General features: G+C 35.6%; 15 protein-coding genes and 1 other annotated feature. Of the genes, 6 read left to right on the forward strand and 9 right to left on the reverse strand.

The features are described 5' to 3' along the window. Nucleotides 1-11: 11 nt before the first annotated feature. Nucleotides 12-233 (reverse strand): hypothetical protein, encoded by a 222-nt coding sequence (locus ATN92_RS11690; RefSeq protein ID WP_056951814.1) that lies wholly within the window; start codon nt 231-233, stop codon nt 12-14. Between the two features lie 165 nt (nt 234-398). Here ATN92_RS11690 and ATN92_RS11695 point away from each other — a divergent pair, with 165 nt between their 5' ends. From ATN92_RS11695 to ATN92_RS11705, 3 genes are all read left to right on the forward strand, one after another. Next, nucleotides 399-2117 (forward strand): DUF6792 domain-containing protein, encoded by a 1719-nt coding sequence (locus ATN92_RS11695; RefSeq protein ID WP_056951813.1) that lies wholly within the window; start codon nt 399-401, stop codon nt 2115-2117. Between the two features lie 60 nt (nt 2118-2177). Then, nucleotides 2178-2404 (forward strand) — a binding site (T-box leader). 259 nt (nt 2405-2663) lie between these two features. Further along, complete coding sequence (brnQ, locus tag ATN92_RS11700) at nt 2664-4067, forward strand: branched-chain amino acid transport system II carrier protein (protein ID WP_056951812.1); 1404 nt, start codon at nt 2664-2666, stop codon at nt 4065-4067. A gap of 1 nt (nt 4068) precedes the next feature. After that, nucleotides 4069-4551 (forward strand): GNAT family N-acetyltransferase, encoded by a 483-nt coding sequence (locus ATN92_RS11705; RefSeq protein ID WP_056951811.1) that lies wholly within the window; start codon nt 4069-4071, stop codon nt 4549-4551. Between the two features lie 43 nt (nt 4552-4594). Here ATN92_RS11705 and ATN92_RS11710 read toward each other — a convergent pair whose 3' ends face one another. The 4 genes from ATN92_RS11710 to ATN92_RS11725 form a co-directional block, all read right to left on the reverse strand. Then, nucleotides 4595-4783: a hypothetical protein gene (locus ATN92_RS11710; protein WP_056951810.1), complete on the reverse strand. Its 189-nt coding sequence runs from the start codon at nt 4781-4783 to the stop codon at nt 4595-4597. Between the two features lie 10 nt (nt 4784-4793). Further along, nucleotides 4794-5552, reverse strand: a complete 759-nt coding sequence (locus tag ATN92_RS11715) for a helix-turn-helix domain-containing protein (protein ID WP_056951808.1) — start codon at nt 5550-5552, stop codon at nt 4794-4796. Nucleotides 5553-5796: 244 nt separating this feature from the next. Continuing rightward, nucleotides 5797-7137: a glucose-6-phosphate isomerase gene (locus ATN92_RS11720; protein ID WP_056951806.1), complete on the reverse strand. Its 1341-nt coding sequence runs from the start codon at nt 7135-7137 to the stop codon at nt 5797-5799. A gap of 55 nt (nt 7138-7192) precedes the next feature. Beyond that, the gene (locus tag ATN92_RS11725; RefSeq protein ID WP_056951804.1) at nt 7193-7813 is read right to left on the reverse strand and encodes a VanZ family protein; all 621 of its coding nucleotides are present in this window, start codon (nt 7811-7813) and stop codon (nt 7193-7195) included. Between the two features lie 113 nt (nt 7814-7926). On the opposite strand from ATN92_RS11725, the gene ATN92_RS11730 reads away from it, so the two are divergent. Next, the gene (locus ATN92_RS11730) at nt 7927-10098 is read left to right on the forward strand and encodes an LTA synthase family protein (RefSeq protein ID WP_056951802.1); all 2172 of its coding nucleotides are present in this window, start codon (nt 7927-7929) and stop codon (nt 10096-10098) included. An 82-nt stretch (nt 10099-10180) separates the two neighbouring features. Continuing rightward, nucleotides 10181-12349: an LTA synthase family protein gene (locus ATN92_RS11735; RefSeq protein ID WP_056951799.1), complete on the forward strand. Its 2169-nt coding sequence runs from the start codon at nt 10181-10183 to the stop codon at nt 12347-12349. 542 nt (nt 12350-12891) lie between these two features. On the opposite strand, the gene ATN92_RS11740 is transcribed toward ATN92_RS11735, so the two are convergent. Both ATN92_RS11740 and ATN92_RS11745 read right to left on the reverse strand, forming a co-directional pair. After that, the gene (locus ATN92_RS11740) at nt 12892-14397 is read right to left on the reverse strand and encodes an ATP-binding protein (protein ID WP_056951797.1); all 1506 of its coding nucleotides are present in this window, start codon (nt 14395-14397) and stop codon (nt 12892-12894) included. Continuing rightward, complete coding sequence (locus ATN92_RS11745) at nt 14397-15146, reverse strand: winged helix-turn-helix domain-containing protein (protein WP_056951795.1); 750 nt, start codon at nt 15144-15146, stop codon at nt 14397-14399. The genes ATN92_RS11740 and ATN92_RS11745 overlap by 1 nt, the downstream gene beginning before the upstream one ends. Nucleotides 15147-15222: 76 nt before the next feature. Here ATN92_RS11745 and ATN92_RS11750 point away from each other — a divergent pair, with 76 nt between their 5' ends. After that, nucleotides 15223-15999: a Cof-type HAD-IIB family hydrolase gene (locus ATN92_RS11750; protein ID WP_056951793.1), complete on the forward strand. Its 777-nt coding sequence runs from the start codon at nt 15223-15225 to the stop codon at nt 15997-15999. Between the two features lie 69 nt (nt 16000-16068). On the opposite strand, the gene ATN92_RS11755 is transcribed toward ATN92_RS11750, so the two are convergent. Both ATN92_RS11755 and ATN92_RS19325 read right to left on the reverse strand, forming a co-directional pair. Next, nucleotides 16069-17067: a zinc-binding alcohol dehydrogenase family protein gene (locus tag ATN92_RS11755; protein WP_056951792.1), complete on the reverse strand. Its 999-nt coding sequence runs from the start codon at nt 17065-17067 to the stop codon at nt 16069-16071. A gap of 140 nt (nt 17068-17207) precedes the next feature. Continuing rightward, entirely contained in the window at nt 17208-17897 is a 690-nt protein-coding gene (locus tag ATN92_RS19325; RefSeq protein ID WP_082604502.1) for a hypothetical protein, read from the reverse strand. Nucleotides 17898-18074 lie beyond the last annotated feature (177 nt).

The raw sequence follows: 18074 nt of genomic DNA on the forward strand, positions 1-18074 counted from the left end.
ATAAAGCCTCCTCACTTCAGATAATGCAACTCCAATTCACGCAGAACTTTCCACATTTCCGTATCCTGCGCCTTGGCAATTGCCTCTATATCGCGCAAATTGAGCGGTGTGGCGGAAGATTGTTTCTTATTAAAGGATTTATGCAAAGTCGTGTAACCATACCCACTTTTCTTTGAAATTACATAAATTGTTAAATGATTATCTTCTAAGTATGATTTTATATCTATTTGCATATCCTCAACCTCCACAACTACATTATAGCACGTTTGTGATATAGCACAAGTGTGAAGTACCACAAATGTAACATATTTTCAATATTTTTTTATTCCTGACCAAACGGTTCTCAATTCCTTATATATCAACAATTTGTTAGAATGAGGTTAATGAGAGGTGATTTAATGAAAGAACTATTAAGCACTCTAAGCCGATTAAATCATGTTTATGAACAACTTGATTTACTTAATTTCCGTGCCCACAAGGATCTGCCTTTGACTTTCAACAAGGCCGACAGCAAACAACTTTTACCTAAGAACAAACGTCTTCAATTCAGTTATTCTTACTTAAATAAAGAAAAAACACGTCTGACCAACCTTCTTCTGAATCAAGTGATTGATTTACGTGTTCCTGAATTCTCTTTAAATAAAACGATTCATCCTCAGCTGATCGATAAAGCTTTAAAACTCAAAAATATTGATGAAAATCACACTAAGCAAAAATTGAAACAACCTTCTCGAAACAGAAAGGTCAATAAACTCAAACAATTGATCGACAAGATTGAAGATGAAAATCTCAATCTCTGCCATGGCTATTTAAATCAAATTTATGTCATCCTCTTAATTCACCATCTCTTACCGATTGAACTACGTAAGCAACCTTACCAGGCTGGCGAATTGTTGCATAATAACGATTTTCGAACAAAATTGCTTCAATTTGATTATGACCGTTATCTTTATCAGGAATTTAAACCTGAAAATTACCTACGTTTTCTTATTTACACGCGGGTACGCCGTATGCTGGATTATGTAAAATCTTACGATGCGCGTGACATTATTCCCGAGGCGACTGAATGTGGTTTCTCCGGAATTGCTTATGAGATTTCCATTGATGGATTAAAGGAATGCTACGTTACATTCAAGGGAACCGAAGTTAATGTTGATTATACTGTCAGTTCTCGTAGCAAGCGTTTTGAAAAAGCCATTTTAGAAACCTATAAGGATTGGGATTATAATGTTAATGCCATTCTAGTTGGTAGCGACAAGAATCTCAGTCAACTAAATGTTGCTCGTGATTTCATGCGTTATGTTGAGGATAATGTTGCCTCACAAACTTTGATTTATGGACTAGGTCACTCTTTAGGCGGACATTTCGTGCAAACTTTACAATTGATGGATTACTGTTTCGATGGCGGCTACACGCTTAATTCAGCTCCTGTCAATTTAAAATTGATTCAGCATGTGAAACCAACACTTTTCTCTGATGATGTTTGGAAAAAAATATTTGCGCTGACAAATGATGATGATAATGTCAAATTTATCACACCTGAATTATGCCAACAGATCAATCGCCTCTTGCCACATGACTATTCACAGATTATCAATGAAGTTTTCGAACAAGACATGACACAAGTCTTTTACGAATTACCTTTCACTATCTGGATTGGTCAAAAATGGGAATACAATTTAAGCAATTGGAAATATCCATTCAAAAATCATCCTCGGGCATACCTAAACAGTGGTGAAGTTCATGCCTATCAGAATTTCTTTGAACAGTTATTTGCCTACCTATCCAGTTCAAAAACAAGTCGCCAAGTTTTAAGAAATAGTGTCAGTTTTATCCGTTTACGTACTAAAATTCTACGCAACAATATTAACGATCCGCAGACGGCTAAATACTTTTTCGACTATTCTAATTATCTTTATCAGTCTGGTGCTTTTAAAGATCAGCCCCAAAAGGTTGGTCAAGAATTTATTGAACAAAATAATTCCGTCATCCGAGGTTCGTTACGCGAATGGCCTTTCTTAAAGAGCATAAACACTGATATGTTCAAGTTAGCAACCTACTTCCACGTTATAGATGGCGCTAAACATTTCCTTAATCGCACGCCTAATAAATTATAATTCTTATAATAAAATTAGAAAAATACTTGATATTCAAATTATGAATGCCTATAATACAGTCATTAAACGTTGAAGAAAAAAGTAGAAATCCTGAATTCGCTAAGTGAGTCACGTTAAGTGCAAAGTGACCGTAACAGGAATTTCGAAAATCATTTCCGAGTTCGAGGCCGAAATGTAGGTTTTCGTGGTTGCCACCATTATCTGGCTAGCGGATGACTGTCCGTTAAGTGAGTGAGTATTTTTTGAATACTCAAAAAAGGTGGTACCGTTCTACTTGAGCCCTTTTCCTTAGTTGGAGAAGGGCTCTTTTTTTATAGTCTCTTAGTGGCTTTGCCACTTTAGAGACTATTATGGGGGCATCCAAAGATGCCCGTATTCCTTTTATAATCTTTTAGTGGCTTTGCCACTCTAGAGACTATTATGGGGATATCTTTAGATATCCGTATTCCACGCCTTTTGATTTCAAGCATTTAAAGGCAACCCATAACGTAGAAAGAAAATCTTCATTCCAGACATCTATATTATTCAAAAAGGGGCGTGTATCACATGCAAGACGATTTTAATTATAATTTTTCAGGGGAAACTAAACCCAAACATAAAGTTTGGCATCTATTGATTGTCAGTTCATTGATCTTTGGAATGTTCTTTGGATCAGGTAATTTAATTTTTCCAATTCATTTAGGACAACTTTCTGGTAATAACTGGTTCCCGGCAGCTTTGGGATTTGCTGTTTCTGGGTCTTTATTCCCACTACTAGCCATCTTGGCGGTCGTTGTTACTAAGAGTGACGGCCTCTATGATTTGGCTCGACCAGTTGGTAAATATTATGCTGCTATTTTTTTAGTTCTTGTTCATTTAACAATCGGACCATTCTTCGGAACACCAAGAACTGCTGCTATGGCCTATGAAATGGCGGCTAAGCCGTTCTTACCCGCAAAATTCAATACTATTGGTATGTTCTTATTCACAGCCCTTTTCTTCGGATTAGCTTACATTTTAACGGTACATCAGAGTCAATTATTAAAATATGTTGGAAAATATCTCAATACGATTTTCCTAGTTTTATTAGCAATTATTTTCATCGTGGCTTTTCTAAAACCTATGGGTGGCTTGAACCATATGCCAACCTCAGCTTATCAAACTAATCCTTCCGTCAATGGTTTACTTGAGGGTTACAACACCATCGATGCTGTTGCTCTGTTAGCTTTAAGTGTTACCTTTGTTCATGCCGTTAGAGGTTTAGGATACAAGGATAAAGAGATGTCTCGTTTAACTGCTAAAGCTGGTTCTTTAAGTATCAGTTTAGAAATTTTAGTTTATTTCGGATTAGTACTACTAGGTGCCTTTAGTTTAAATAAAATGAACTTATCAGCTAACGGTGGAGATGCCCTCTCAGGTATTGTTAATTATTATTTTGGTAGCTTCGGTACAGCCTTTCTCGGTGTTTTAGTTACTTTGGGAGTTTTCACCACGGCTATGGGATTAGTTGCTTCATTCTCACAAGATTTCCACAAGTTATTCCCTAAAGTCAGTTATTTAGCTTGGTTACGAGTTACAACTTTCCTATCATTTATCGTCGCTAATGCCGGACTTGATAACATCATTGCTTGGTCATTACCAGTACTGATGCTTCTGTATCCTTTATCATTGGCTCTAATTTTAGCTTCCTTAACTGTCCACGCTAAACCATATGCTGGTGTAGTATACAAAATGACCATTGCATTCACTATTCTACCTGCTATCTTCGATATGTTGAATGCCTCACCTGCAGCTGTCACTAACCTAACTTTTGTCAAATTGGCTTTGAGATATTATCATCAATACATTCCATTGGCAAATTTAGGATTGGGCTGGGTCACATTGACATTGGCTGGATTCGTATTAGGATTAGTTGTCGGAAAATTGGGTAACTTAGCAAGCATCAACAATACCGTTGAAAGTCGAGATTAAAATGAATTTTGAAATAGTCAAAACCAATCAACAAACTGATTTTAAAGCCATCAAGGAAGTTTATTATCAGACTTGGAATTACGCATATATCGGTATCGTTCCACAATCGTTTTTAGATCACTTAACAACCGATATCTGGCATCCTGAAAAACGTGTCAACAATACCTTAATTGCTATCGTCAATGGAAAAATAGTCGGTGTCTGTAGTTATGGACCTGCACGTCGGAAAAATTATGTCGGTTATGGGGAAATCTATTCAATTTACGTCTTACCTGAATTTCAACATCAAGGCATTGGTCAAAAGCTCTTCCAATCTGCCCTAAATATCTTACAAAAGGACTTCAATAAATTTTATCTGATTGTTCTAAAAGATAACCTGATTGCTCAAGCTTTTTATGAAATGTTTGGATTCGAATCTACTGAAGAAAAATTGGTTGAACATACTGCTTATGGAAATTTGGATGAAATAATCTTTACAAAATAAAAGGAATCACTATGACGTTTAAATTTCATAGTGATTCCTTTTATTACATCCTGGTCCCGGCTACCATAATTGTTCCTAGTACAAGAGCAATGAATCCAATAATTCCAAATGGAATTGTTATTCCACCCCAAGCTGGTTTATTAGCAATTGCCCGAATTTTAAAACTAATCGTGGCAATACCCGCAAAAATGAAACCTATAGCAAATATTCCAATACCTATATTCAATAACATATTAATTATCTCATCTGCTTTCTTTTTGATAATTATTTTTACGATACATCAATGGCGATATTCCAACTTTCTTTTTAAATTGTTTGGAAAAGTCATTCAAATCATAGAATTTCAATTTTTCAGCAATTGTTTGAATTGAATCATCCGTATCGCGCAATAACTTTTGAGCAACACTGATCTTTTTAGTACTAATGAATTCACTTATTGACATGTTCATTTCAGCTTTGAAATCTCTCTGGGCTCTGGCTGGATTACAATATTGATTAGCATGAATCAAAACATCTTTTACAGTAACTTTATGATAAATATTAGTATTAATATAATAAATAATATCCAAAGTTGGTTCCAAGCGGCTTGAGAAAGATAGATTATCCACTCTCATCAATAAACTAAAGTCATATATTATTCTCTGAACCCACTCCAAATAGTCCTTCACAGGCTTATTTTGCAATAAACTATGATACTTCTGTTGCAATTCTAAAAATGGATAAATTTCAACATGATTCTGAATACCTTCATGTGCTAAATCATCGACAAAACTATGCATTTGAGCAGTTATTTGAGTTATGGTCAAATACTTCATTAAGTCAGTATTTCTTTCAAAATTTTCTTTTATAAATTTAAATCCATCTATTAAGTCACCTCGACGATAATATCGAAGAAAATCCCTTTGAATATATCCCAACAATATAATCGCTTTCTTTTCAGGTCTCTGGTGAACATACGATTTAAGATGACCTAAATATCGCGTATAAACCAAATCATCCATCGTCGCAATCTCCCCTTCCATTTATAGTAATTGTATTTTACAAGTTTACTGAGGCTTAAACCAGAACCAAGTTTACAATCAAGCCAAAAGTGTTTGCAAAGAGGAATTATACCGAGATGAAATATTCGTGTAGCAATTTTAGTATCAAATAGACAAAAGATAGCTAAAATTTTACTAAGAATTATTGGTCGACAAAAAACCTCACATCTTTCGACGTGAGGTTTAATTAATTTAACTTATAAAATTATAGTCTCTTGTTTAATTCTTCGCCAAGTTCTTCATAACCAGGACGGCCAAGTAGACCAAACATGTTCTTCTTGTATGCTTCAACACCTGGTTGGTTGAATGGGTTAATACCGTTCAAGTAACCAGAAATACCAACAGCAATTTCAAAGAAGTACATCAAGTAACCTAAGTTATAAGCATCTTGTTTTTCAATGTGAACTGTCATAACTGGAACGCCACCGTCAGTATGTGCAAGAACAACACCTTCGTAAGCCTTCTTGTTAACAAAGTCCATTGACTTGTTTTCCAAGTACTTCAAACCATCAAGGTTATCTTTTTCAGCAGGAATCTTAACATCATGTCTTGGTTGGTCAATCAAAACAACTGTTTCCATAAGGTTACGACGACCTTCTTGGATATATTGACCTAATGAATGCAAGTCAGTTGAGAAGTTAGCTGATGATGGGTAGATACCCTTTTGATCTTTACCTTCAGATTCACCCATCAATTGCTTCCACCATTCACCAAAGTATTGAACGTTTGGTTCGTAGTTTTCTAGCAATTCTGTTGTGTAACCTTTACGGTACAAGATATTTCTCAAAGCAGCGTACTTGTAAGCATCGTTCTTTGTTAGATCAGCTGATGAGTAGTCTTCACGTGATTGTGCAGCACCTTCCATCAACTTATCGATGTCAATACCAGCAACGGCGATTGGCAATAGACCAACGGCTGTAAGAACTGAGAAACGACCACCGATATCATCAGGAACAACGAATTCTTCGTAGCCTTCAGCATCAGATTCTGTCTTCAAAGCACCCTTAGCACGATCTGTTGTAGCGTAGATACGGCCCTTAGCACCTTCAACACCATACTTTTCAATCAACTTAGCTTTCAAAATACGGAAAGCGATTGAAGGTTCTGTTGTTGTACCAGATTTTGAAATAACGTTAATACTGAAATCACGGTCACCGATAACATCAAGAAGATCAGCTAGGTAATTTGGAGAAATTGAGTTACCACAGAAGTAAACTTCTGGAACATCTTTTTCATTCTTAACGTTATAGAATGATGAACTTAAGAAATCAATTGCAGCACGTGCACCTAAATATGAACCACCAATACCGATTCCAACAAAGACTTCTGAGTCTGATTGGATCTTCTTAGCAGCTTTCTTAATACGGGCAAATTCATCCTTGTCATAGTCAACAGGCAAATCGATGAAACCACGGAAGTCAGCACCAGCACCAGTACCCTTACGTAATTCATCGTCAGCAGCTGTAACAAGAGCTTGCATTTCGCCAACTTCATTCTCATGAACGAATTTGTTCAATTTTGAATCATCAAATTTAATTTGTGTCATTTTCTCTCCTCCATATATATCGTCAAAACTAGATTAATCATTTTTGAAGAAAATTTCAAATTTTTATTAGCTTTTTTATCCATTTTCCTACAAAATATAAAAAATATCCTACCGCAGCGCCGAGAGTATTAAAGATAACGTCATCAATATCCGTTACACCAGTGTTCAAAATAAACTGAAGCGTTTCAATCGAAGTCGAGATCAAAGCGCCAATTAGGACAACTTTTAGAAATCCAAAGTGTCTTTCTGTAAGCGCAGGTATAAATATTCCCATTGGTACGAACCACACAATATTACCATATAAATTATAAAAAAAGTCGACTAATGATTGACCATTTAATAATTTTATCGTTTCTACTAGTGGAATTATATTAATTTGGGATAACGGCCGATGCCAATAAAACTTGAATTGCCAAATGAAATAGCCATCTCGAAAGACTGTTAAAGCAAAAAGTAGGAGAACATAGAAGACAAATACAGTTAGGCCAAATTCACGGCCAAAGGTTGTATTTTTCTTTTTAACTTTTACCCATATATACCTAAGGATAACGAAAAATAAGGTATATAATATTGCTTTATCCACAGCATAAAAAGAAAGCCTAATCAATGGAAAATGATTGAATCTTGACGCATACTTTTCAAAAATGTATGTATACAACGGTCCTAAAAATATCATTTTTCTTATTCTTCCCCACTTTTTACCTATAACGTATTATACTAACAATTAAACAATTTATTTAGTACTTAAATAGATTTTATTAAAGAATTTTTACAAATAAGGAATTATCAATGAATAGATTAAAAAATTTCTTGAGTAAACGATTAGGTTTTCTAACCCTTTTAGTCTTTACTCTCTGGCTCAAAACTATTATAGCTTATTATACTGATTTTTCTCTAGGCGCAACGGACCCGTTACAACATGCGATTTTGATTTTTAATCCTATCGCTACCTCCGTTATCTTACTCAGTATATCGTTGTATGTCACTCGCCCAAGAATCTCTTATATCGTTATGGGAGTGATATACGTTCTTGAATCAGTTCTTCTGTATGGAAACGTGCTTTATTACCGCGAATTAAGTGACTTCTTATCTTTCAACACTATCACCAGTGCTTCAAAGGTTTCTAAAGGCCTTGGTGGCAGTGCCACCAGTCTAATCCAAGCTCACGATATCCTTTATGGTTTAGATTTTATTATTATTGCTATTTTGTTATTTACTCACTTTATTAAAATTGATCCTCGTCCCATGAAAAAATTGACTGCTGTAGCGACGACTATGTTGGGTATTTTCTTATTCTCATTCAATTTAACCGTTGCGGAAAGCAATCGTCCTCAACTATTAGGAAGAACTTTCGATCGTTCTTATATTGTTAAGTATTTAGGCTTAAATACTTTTTTAGCCTATGACTCAATCAAGACAGTTCAAAATAATCAAGTCCGTTCCGAAGCCGTTGGTACCGATATGGATGATGTTTTAGCTGATGTTCAAAAGAATTACGCTAAACCGAATAAAACTTATTTTGGTAAAGCTAAGGGTAAAAACATTATCATTATTCACTTGGAAAGTTTCCAACAATTCCTGATTAACGACAAAGTTAACGGTCAGGAGGTAACGCCGTTCTTAAACAGTCTTTATGACGATAAAAACACAATGTCATTTGATAACTTCTATCACGAAGTAGGACAAGGACGGACTAGTGATGCCGAGAATATGCTAGAAACTGGTCTCTTTGGTTTACCAGAAGGATCACTCTTCACCAAACTAGGAAGTGACAATACTTTCCAAGCTGCCCCGGCTATTTTGGGACAAAAAGAAGGCTACACTAGTGCTGTCTTCCATGGTAATGTTGGAAGTTTTTGGAACCGTAATTCCGTTTACAAAAATATGGGTTATAATTATTTCTTTGATTCCAGTTACTTTAATAAGAGTGATGATTCAATGTTGGGATTCGGTATGAAAGATAAATTAATGCTTTCAGAAAGTGTGAAATATCTTGAGCAATTGCAACAACCGTTTTACGCTAAATTTATTACTGTAACCAATCATTATCCGTTCCAATTAACTGATGAAGATAAAGACGATTTTACTCCACCGGATACTGACAACAGTACTGTTAATGGTTACTTTGAAACAGCTCACTATTTGGACAATGCCTTGAAAGAATTCTTCAACTATTTAAAGAGCAGTGGAATTTACGATAATTCAATGATTGTACTTTACGGTGACCACTATGGATTATCTGATAGTCAAAATACTGATCTAGCACCTGTTTTAGGAATTGATTCGAAAGATTGGACCGACTTCAATGATTCACAAATGCAAAAGGTGCCTTTCATGATTCATATGAAGGGACTCAAGGGTGGTATTAACCACACTTATGGTGGTGAAATTGATGTCTTGCCTACACTACTTCATTTAGCCGGAATCAATACAAAACAGTATGTTCAATTAGGAACTGACCTACTTTCAAAACAACATAATCCTATCGTAATTTTCCGAAACAAGAATTTTGTCACCCCGCACTACACTGTCTTAAAAGGCAATAGTGATCAGCCTGAGGTTTATCGGAATAAAACTGGTGAATTAGTCGACCTCAGTCAGAATCCGATTCTCAAGCAAAAGGTTAAAAAATGGCAAGAATATGTCAACGTCAAACTTAAACTTTCAGATACTATTAACAATAAGAATCTTTTGAGATTCTACACGCCAAGTGGATTCACACCGGTTAACCCTAAGAATTATGATTATCAAAACGAAATTCAAAAACTTGTTCAAACGCGTAATGACTTAGGTCTAAAATCAACCAGCGTCTATTCGCAAAATAATAATAAGTCGACAACTAGTCTATATACCACCGATGCACCTGAATTAAACGGTGATCGTACTTATATTGATAGTTGGTCTAGCATCTTAAAAGAAGATTCTGAAAATAAGAGCAACAATTCTACCTCCAACAAGTAAAGTCAGCTTAGAGCTGGCTTTTTTTATTGGTCCAGATAAAGTATTATTACGTAGTGAACTAATTATGTTATGAGGAACTTTTATGAAAAAAATTAAATCCGTACTAAATACTAGATTAGGATTTATGACCTTTTTAATTCTTTGTCTATGGTTAAAAACCATCGTTACTTACTATCTCGATTTTTCTTTAGGTATCGAAAACTTTTTACAGCACTTTTTATTAATTGTTAATCCATTCGCTACGCTGGTTTTATTGATGAGTGTCGCGCTCTATTTCAATAGAGGAATTTTATCTTACATTGCCATGGGGATTATTTATATTGCTGATTCAATTTTTATTTACAGCAATGTCTTATACTTCCGATCATTTTCTGATTTTATTTCCTTCAATTCCATTACTGGTGTCGGTAAAGTCGCCAAAGGTCTTGGTACTACAACTTTAGGTGTTGTCCAAGCACGTGATGCCATCTATCTAATTGATATTGTCATTATTGCACTTCTGTTTATTTTCCACTTCATCAAGGTTGATCGTCGTCCTTTTAGAAAATTGAATGCCGTAGCCACAACTTGTTTGGGCTTAATGCTATTTTCAGCCGATTTGGCGGGTTCTGAAGCTAATCGTCCCCAATTATTAGGAAGAACCTTTGACCACTCTTATATCGTTAAATATTTAGGAATAAACGCATTCCTACCATATGATTCGATTAGATCGGCTCAAAATGACCAAGTGCGCTCAACTGCTACTGAATCAGAGATGGATAAAGTCCTTGATTATGTCCATCAAAACTATGCAGCGCCCAACCCAACTTATTTCGGTAAAGCTAATGGCAAAAATATCATCATCATCCATCTGGAAAGCTTTGAACAATTCCTTATCGGTTTGAAAGTTAATGGTCAAGAAGTTACACCGTTCTTGAATAAGCTTTATCATGACAAAAATACTATTGCTTACGATAACTTTTTCAACGAAGTTGGTAGCGGTCGAACTAGTGATGCCGAAACAATGCTAGAATCTGGACTATTTGGCCTTCCTGCGGGTACTTCTGTCTTTACCAAATTGGGAACTTCAAATACCTTCCAAGCAGCACCCGCCATCCTTGCACAAAAGAAGGGTTATACCAGTGCTGTTTTCCACGGAAATGTTGGTAGTTTCTGGGATCGTAATTCTGTTTATAAGAATATGGGCTACAATTACTTCTTCGATAAAAGTTATTACGACACTAAAAATCCTGATACCGCCTCACTTAACACTTATGGTATTAAGGATAAATTGTTGCTGTCTGAAAGTGCTAAGTATCTTGAACAGATGCAACAACCTTTCTATACTAAATTTTTAACCGTTACTAATCACGTTCGTTATCAATTTGCTGACGAAGATAATGATAATTTCAAATCTACCGATCTTGACGATGACGAAATTAATCAATATTTTAAGACCGCTCATTATTTAGATAAATCTGTCGAAGAGTTTTTCAATTATTTGAATGATACTGGACTGTCAAAAAATAGTATGATTGTACTTTATGGTGATCACTATGGTCTTGACAAGAACAGTAAAGGCGATAGTCAGCACAAAGAATTAGCTACTGGTCTCTTTGGTCAAGATCCTGACACTTGGAGCAAATTCAACGAAACACAGTATCAACGTGTACCTTTTATGATTCACATGAATGGTCTTAAAGGCGGAATCAAACATACTTACGGTGGCGAAATTGACGTCTTACCAACAGTTCTACATTTGGCCGGAGTTAACACTAGTCAATACGTTCAATTAGGAACAGATCTACTATCGAAACAACATAGTTCCGTTGTAGCCTTCCGAAATAAGAGTTTGATTACACCGAAGTATACGGTCTACCCTAATGATTCTGGTAGTCCAACCGTTTATGAAAACAAAACCGGTCAAGAAATTCCTTTGAAGGATAATCCAAGATTAGCTATGCAGGCCGACAAATGGTTGGAAGATGTCAGTCTAAAATTAAAAGTTTCTGACAACGTTAATAACAAAAATCTCTTGAGATTCTATACACCAACAGGATTCATCCCTGTTAATCCAACTAATTACTCTTATCAGAATCAAGTTCAACAATTGGTCAAACGTCGTGATGAACTAGGCGTTAAATCTACTAGCATTTATTCTCGTAATGGCAACAAATCAACTACTAATTTGTATAATACCGATGCTTTGCAATTACAAGATGACCGTTCACCAATCGACAGTTGGTCATACTTAGGTAAAAAAGAGAAATAATCACACCAACTAATGTGGTTGAAATATGCCGTCGTCCGCAAAAAATCCGTAGGCCGCTGGAACGTGGTGGACACGACTTCAAGCTAATAATTCCGCACTTCGTACGGAATCATGGATCTCGAAGCTCGGTCTTTTACTAATCTTGCTACGCAAGCTAAGTAAAATCACACCACTGAGGGCCTACAGATTTTTTACTACCGACTAGTTAGTTGGTTCTAGTATTTTTAAACCTAAAAATATAGAAATTTTAAATTAAAAGAACAGCCTCCATTAAATATTCAAGACTTTGCTTGAATCCTTTAATAGAGGCTGTTTTCATCTTACTGGACTAAATTATTTTACAAAATCACGTATTAAACATACTTACCTCAAGAAAAATAATTGAAATGTTATTTAGTCTGGAGTAAGAATTGGAAATTTAAGCGTATTCACATTTTAAAAAAATTTGAAAGGGATTAAAAAGAGTGCTCACATCAAATCTGATATATTTCAGTTTGCTGTGAGCACTCTTTTATTTTAAATCTAGGCAAAATCTTTTAGACTTAACGATTACTGCCTTCTTTATTTTCATTTGGTTTATGTTCATAACCGTCGTCAAAGAGCGTTACGGTAAAGGTCGTCCCTTCATTTTCCTTACTCTTAACTTCAATTTCACCACCATGATTTTCAATCAATTGATGAACGATTGATAGTCCTAAACCAGATTCTCCATACTTACGGTTCTTACGTGAAGGATCAGCTTTGTAGTAACGATCCCAAATGTTCTTAACTTGGTCTTCCGACATCCCTATTCCGGTATCAGAAATGGTAAAGACAGAGGCGTGACGATTTTCTTCACGAGTTCCACTGACAAAAATTTTGCCATCATTAGTAAACTGAATTGCATTTTGAATAATATTGAACATAACTTGAACAAAACGATCGTAATCAGCGAAGGTCTTTAATTCACCATCATACTTCTTCAAAATCAATTCATCGCCAGATCCAGCAGCCTTCTTCTCCAATTGTGAAGTAATATCGGTTAAAGGCTTATTGGCGTCAAAGACTCGCTTAGCCATTGTTATTTGGTTAGTCCGAATCTTCTCATAATCCAAATTCTCATTAACTAATCTAATCAAACGTTTTGTTTCATTCCTCATCAACTGGATACTTTGACCTTTAGACTCTTCAGGGATAGCATCATAAGCCAATCCCTCTAATAGTCCATTAATAGTCGTTAGCGGCGTTCTCATTTCATGTGATGCATCTGCCATGAATTCCTTCCGTCGTTGTTCCTGACGCTTAATTTCAGTATCTGAGGCTTCTAGAGACTTAACCATTTGATTAAAGTCCTCTGCCAAATCATCTAGTTCATCGCGACCTTTACTCTCGATATGAACCGAGAAGTCATTATTAGCAACTTTCTTCGTCGCACTACGTAATCGATTAATTCGATTAACCTGATATCTCGAAAGTAAGAAACTCAAAATAATTGCCGCTAATAGCGAAATCAAGAGTGCAAAATACAGACGACTATTAATCTCACCAATATTAGTCTGCAACTCGGAAACATCTGATCCAGCCCAAACGGCCGCAATTAACTTTCCATTTTGGAACCACGGCGTTAGGACATAAACATAACTTCGGTTATCATCCTTTCGCAATCGCGGATTTCCATCAGTGTCTTGCAACTTCTGCACATTACGGATTGTCTTGCCTTGCTTAAGTTTCTTCCAATAAGAATCTTTCAAATGTAGTTTTACATTAGTTGGTGGCGTTGGGTACACTTGGTCGTTGTTGTAGTCAAAAATAGCGAATTGCACGTTTCTTTCTGACAAGACTTGTTCAACCGTTCGAATATTGTCACCAGTAATATTATGAATCTGTCCTGTTTTAGGATCAGTCTTCAAAGCAATCTTTTCCAGATTACCAGCATAGCTTTCCAAACTCTTGTAAGTCCGATTATATTCCCAGCTAGTTGAGGCACTCGTAACTGAATATAAAATGATCCCCAAGGTCGTTAAGATAACAATCAAAAAGCTTAGCATATTTTGGTAAATTAATTTCATTATGCCTCAGCCCTTGCAGTTGTATCGTCAAATTTGTAGCCCACGCCCCAAACAGTTTCAATAACTTGTGGACCTACTTTTTCAATCTTTTGACGCAATTTCTTGATATGGGCATCGACTGTTCTTTCTTCTCCAAAATAGTCGTAATCCCAAACTAATTCTAGTAATTGTTCACGTGAAAAGACTTGCTTAGGCTTGCTAGCTAGAGTCTTCAATAAATCAAATTCCTTTGGTGTCAAATCAGGAATTTCTTTATCATTTAAATAAGCTTCACGCGTGCTTGAGTTGAGCTTAAAGAAACCAGTATTGATGTCGAACCCATCATCTGCTTCTTCCACCGTTGCATTAACGCTCTTGCTCTCAGCTAATTTTTCAGCCATATTTTCATCACGTCTGTGAATAGCCTTCATACGAGCAATTAAAGTGATAGGACTGAATGGTTTTGTGACATAATCGTCAGCACCAAATTCTAGACCTAATACTTGATCACTTTCGGTATCACGGGCAGTTAACATAATAATTGGTACAGTTTTAGATACTTTACGGATCTCTTTAGCAACTTCCATTCCGTCTTTTCCTGGAAGGTTCAAATCTAGGGTGATCATATCCCAATCGTTAGGACTAGCATTGAACATATCGACGGCTTCGTTACCATCATATGCAAAACTGGCATCCCACTTTTCCTTTTGGAAGAACATTCCCATCATTTCGGAGACGGACTTGTTATCTTCAATCATTAAAATTTTCATTAATATCACTCCATCTTTTCTTTAAAACTTGGTAATATGTTATAAGTATACAAAATTTATTTAGGTTGGTGATCTTTTGCAAACAAATTATAAGGGAACTGTTTTCTTCGACCTCGACGGTACACTTCTAAACGCCCATTCAGAAATTGATGCAGACGTTGCACAAGCTACACGTGAACTCAAAGAAAATGGCTATTTACCAGTCGTTAACACTGGACGTGCTCCAATTGAAATTGACCCAGTGCTTAACTCAACTGATATTGATACATATATTACCTTGGATGGAGCTTATGTCCAATCTCAAGGCAAAGTAGTTTACGAAAACAATATTAAACCAGACTTAATCGAAAAGCTTCTTAAACAAGCTAAAAAATTCGGTGACACTGTTAGTGTTCATTCAGCTGATCAATCATATCTTAACGAAGTTAACCCTTTTGTTGAAGATTTTTACAAAAGTGTTCATTTAGAACTACCTGAAATTGATCCTGATTTCTACAAATCTAACAAAGTTCCTATGATTGTTATCGTTACTGAAGGTGATGGCTCCAATTATCAAGAAGTCTTCGATGATCTTACTTTTTATAAGACAGGTCCTAGATCAGTTGATACTGTCAATAAGGGTGTTTCTAAGATGAGTGGTATCAAACATCTATTAAAGGAACTAGACCTTGAAGACAAACCAACTTATGCCTTTGGCGATGGTAATAATGACTTGCCAATGCTTGAATTTGCTGATTACAGTGTTGCCATGGGTAACGGTTTAGACTCGGTCAAAGCCATTGCTTCTTATGTTACCACTGAAAACGTTAACGGTGGTATCGTTAATGGTCTAAAACACTACAATTTAATCTAATACTCAATAACTTTTTGCGCTTAAATTAAACAAAAGCAGGTAATCAAAACACGATTACCTGCTTTTTTACTATTTAGCTAAAACAACGACTTTTCCCATCATGTGTCCTTCTTCAACTAATTCTGTGGCTGCTTTAATATTTTCAACGTTAAATCCATGGAAAACTTTAGTAACCGTTGACTTAATCATGCCACTGTCTAAACCATCAGCGAGTTTCTCTAAATAAGCCCCTTGATCAGACATTGAGTCTAACTTGAACTTAGCCTTGGTGAACATCCATTCCCAAGCAAAGCTAACTGATTTTTGTTTTAAATCACCTATTTGTGATTCACGTAAATTAGTAATAGTTGCAAAAGTACCAAATGGTTTGATCAATTCAACAATTTCTTGCCAGTGTGGATCGTTGTTACTTAATCCAACAATATAATCAATATTTTCAATTCCCAAATCGTGCACTTGCTTAATTAGATCTTGATGATGGTTAACCACTAAATCGGCACCCAAGTCCTTGACCCACTTTACCTTTTCCGGAGTTGAAGCTGTAGCAATAACTTTTAGACCAGCCAAATGAGCCAATTGAGTAGCAATAGAACCGACACCACCGGCTCCATTGATGATTAAAATTGTTTTTTCACGATTATCGATAACTGGGTTGATATTTAGTTTTTCAAATAACAATTCACTAGCTGTCAAAGCTACCAATGGCATAGCGACACTTTTTTCAATCGAAGTTTGTGCAGGTGCATGAGCCACGATTCTTTCATCAATCAATTCATATTCTTGATATGAGCCATCACGAGTGTAATCACCGGCAAAAAATACTTTGTCACCTACTTGAAAATTCTTAACGGCTTCGCCAATTTTTTCAACGACACCGTAACCGTCATAACCTAAAATCTTAGGCTCTTTTAATTCAGTATTGATACCTTTACGTGTAGCAATATCAACTGGGTTAACTGAGATACCTTCGATTTTAACTAACAAATCTTTACCTGTAGGCAATTCTTCTGCTTTATCGAATTCTACAAAACTATCTTGTCTATTATTAGTTACTCCAAATGCTTTCATTTATCTAACCTTCTTTTTAATAATTATATTTTACAATAAGAAGATAGTTAATTAAATTTTTGACCCCCTCATGATAATAGAAAACAAACAGCCAGCAACTCAATTTGTGAGTTACTGGCTGTTTTTCAGAACTAATTCAATTAACCAATGATTTCAACAGTAGCACTAGTAATTCCATATGAAGGAATCATACTATTTGGCATTGCCATATCAATTTGATAAGGATTGTCATAGGCAAATGTTCCTGTATCGTTAACTGTTCGATAGAAGACATCCCCTTGAGCTGTAGTAATCTTCAAGCTTGATCCACGTGGAATAACACTTAAATTAGTAGCAACCCCTGAATAGCCCATATCTGATCCTAAAACTGCAGGATCATAAAAACTAATTTTAAAAGTACCAACACTCTTACCAGCTGTTTGCATTTCTACAGGTGGTTCTGAAGCAGCTTGTGTAATTGCTTGTTGTGACTCTTCAACTTGTTCTGGCTGTGATTCTTGAACTGGCGCGTGATCAACATCTTGTTGTTTTTGTTCTGTTTGAACTTGTGATGCAATCTCGTCCATGTTCACATTTGGATCTTTTTCACTATTTTCGATTCCAGGCATAAATTCCTTATTACCTGATAACACAATTTTTTTATTTAGTTTATCGGCATTTTCATCGACTCTTTGGTTTGTTTCCAAATTAGTCAGTGTTTTTCTAAAATCCGTTGCATTACTTGTTTGGTCTGCTGATGAATCTGCGGCATAAGCAACTGTATATCCCATATCCCCAGTAACGATCAAACTAATGATAAGTAGTGCTTCTAATTTAATTTGCTTTAACAACTAATCTCTCCCCGGTTTTTCATTTACCAGAGGAAACTATACAAGATAAATATTTCAATCATATTACGAACAGAATAAAAAAATTCAGTTTGAAGTTGTTTTTGTAACACTCCTGTAATTAAGGTCATATTATTGCAATTAAAATGTTACATTCTGCATACTTATACAACTGTCGAT

It is taken from the genome of Companilactobacillus bobalius (genome assembly GCF_009764355.1).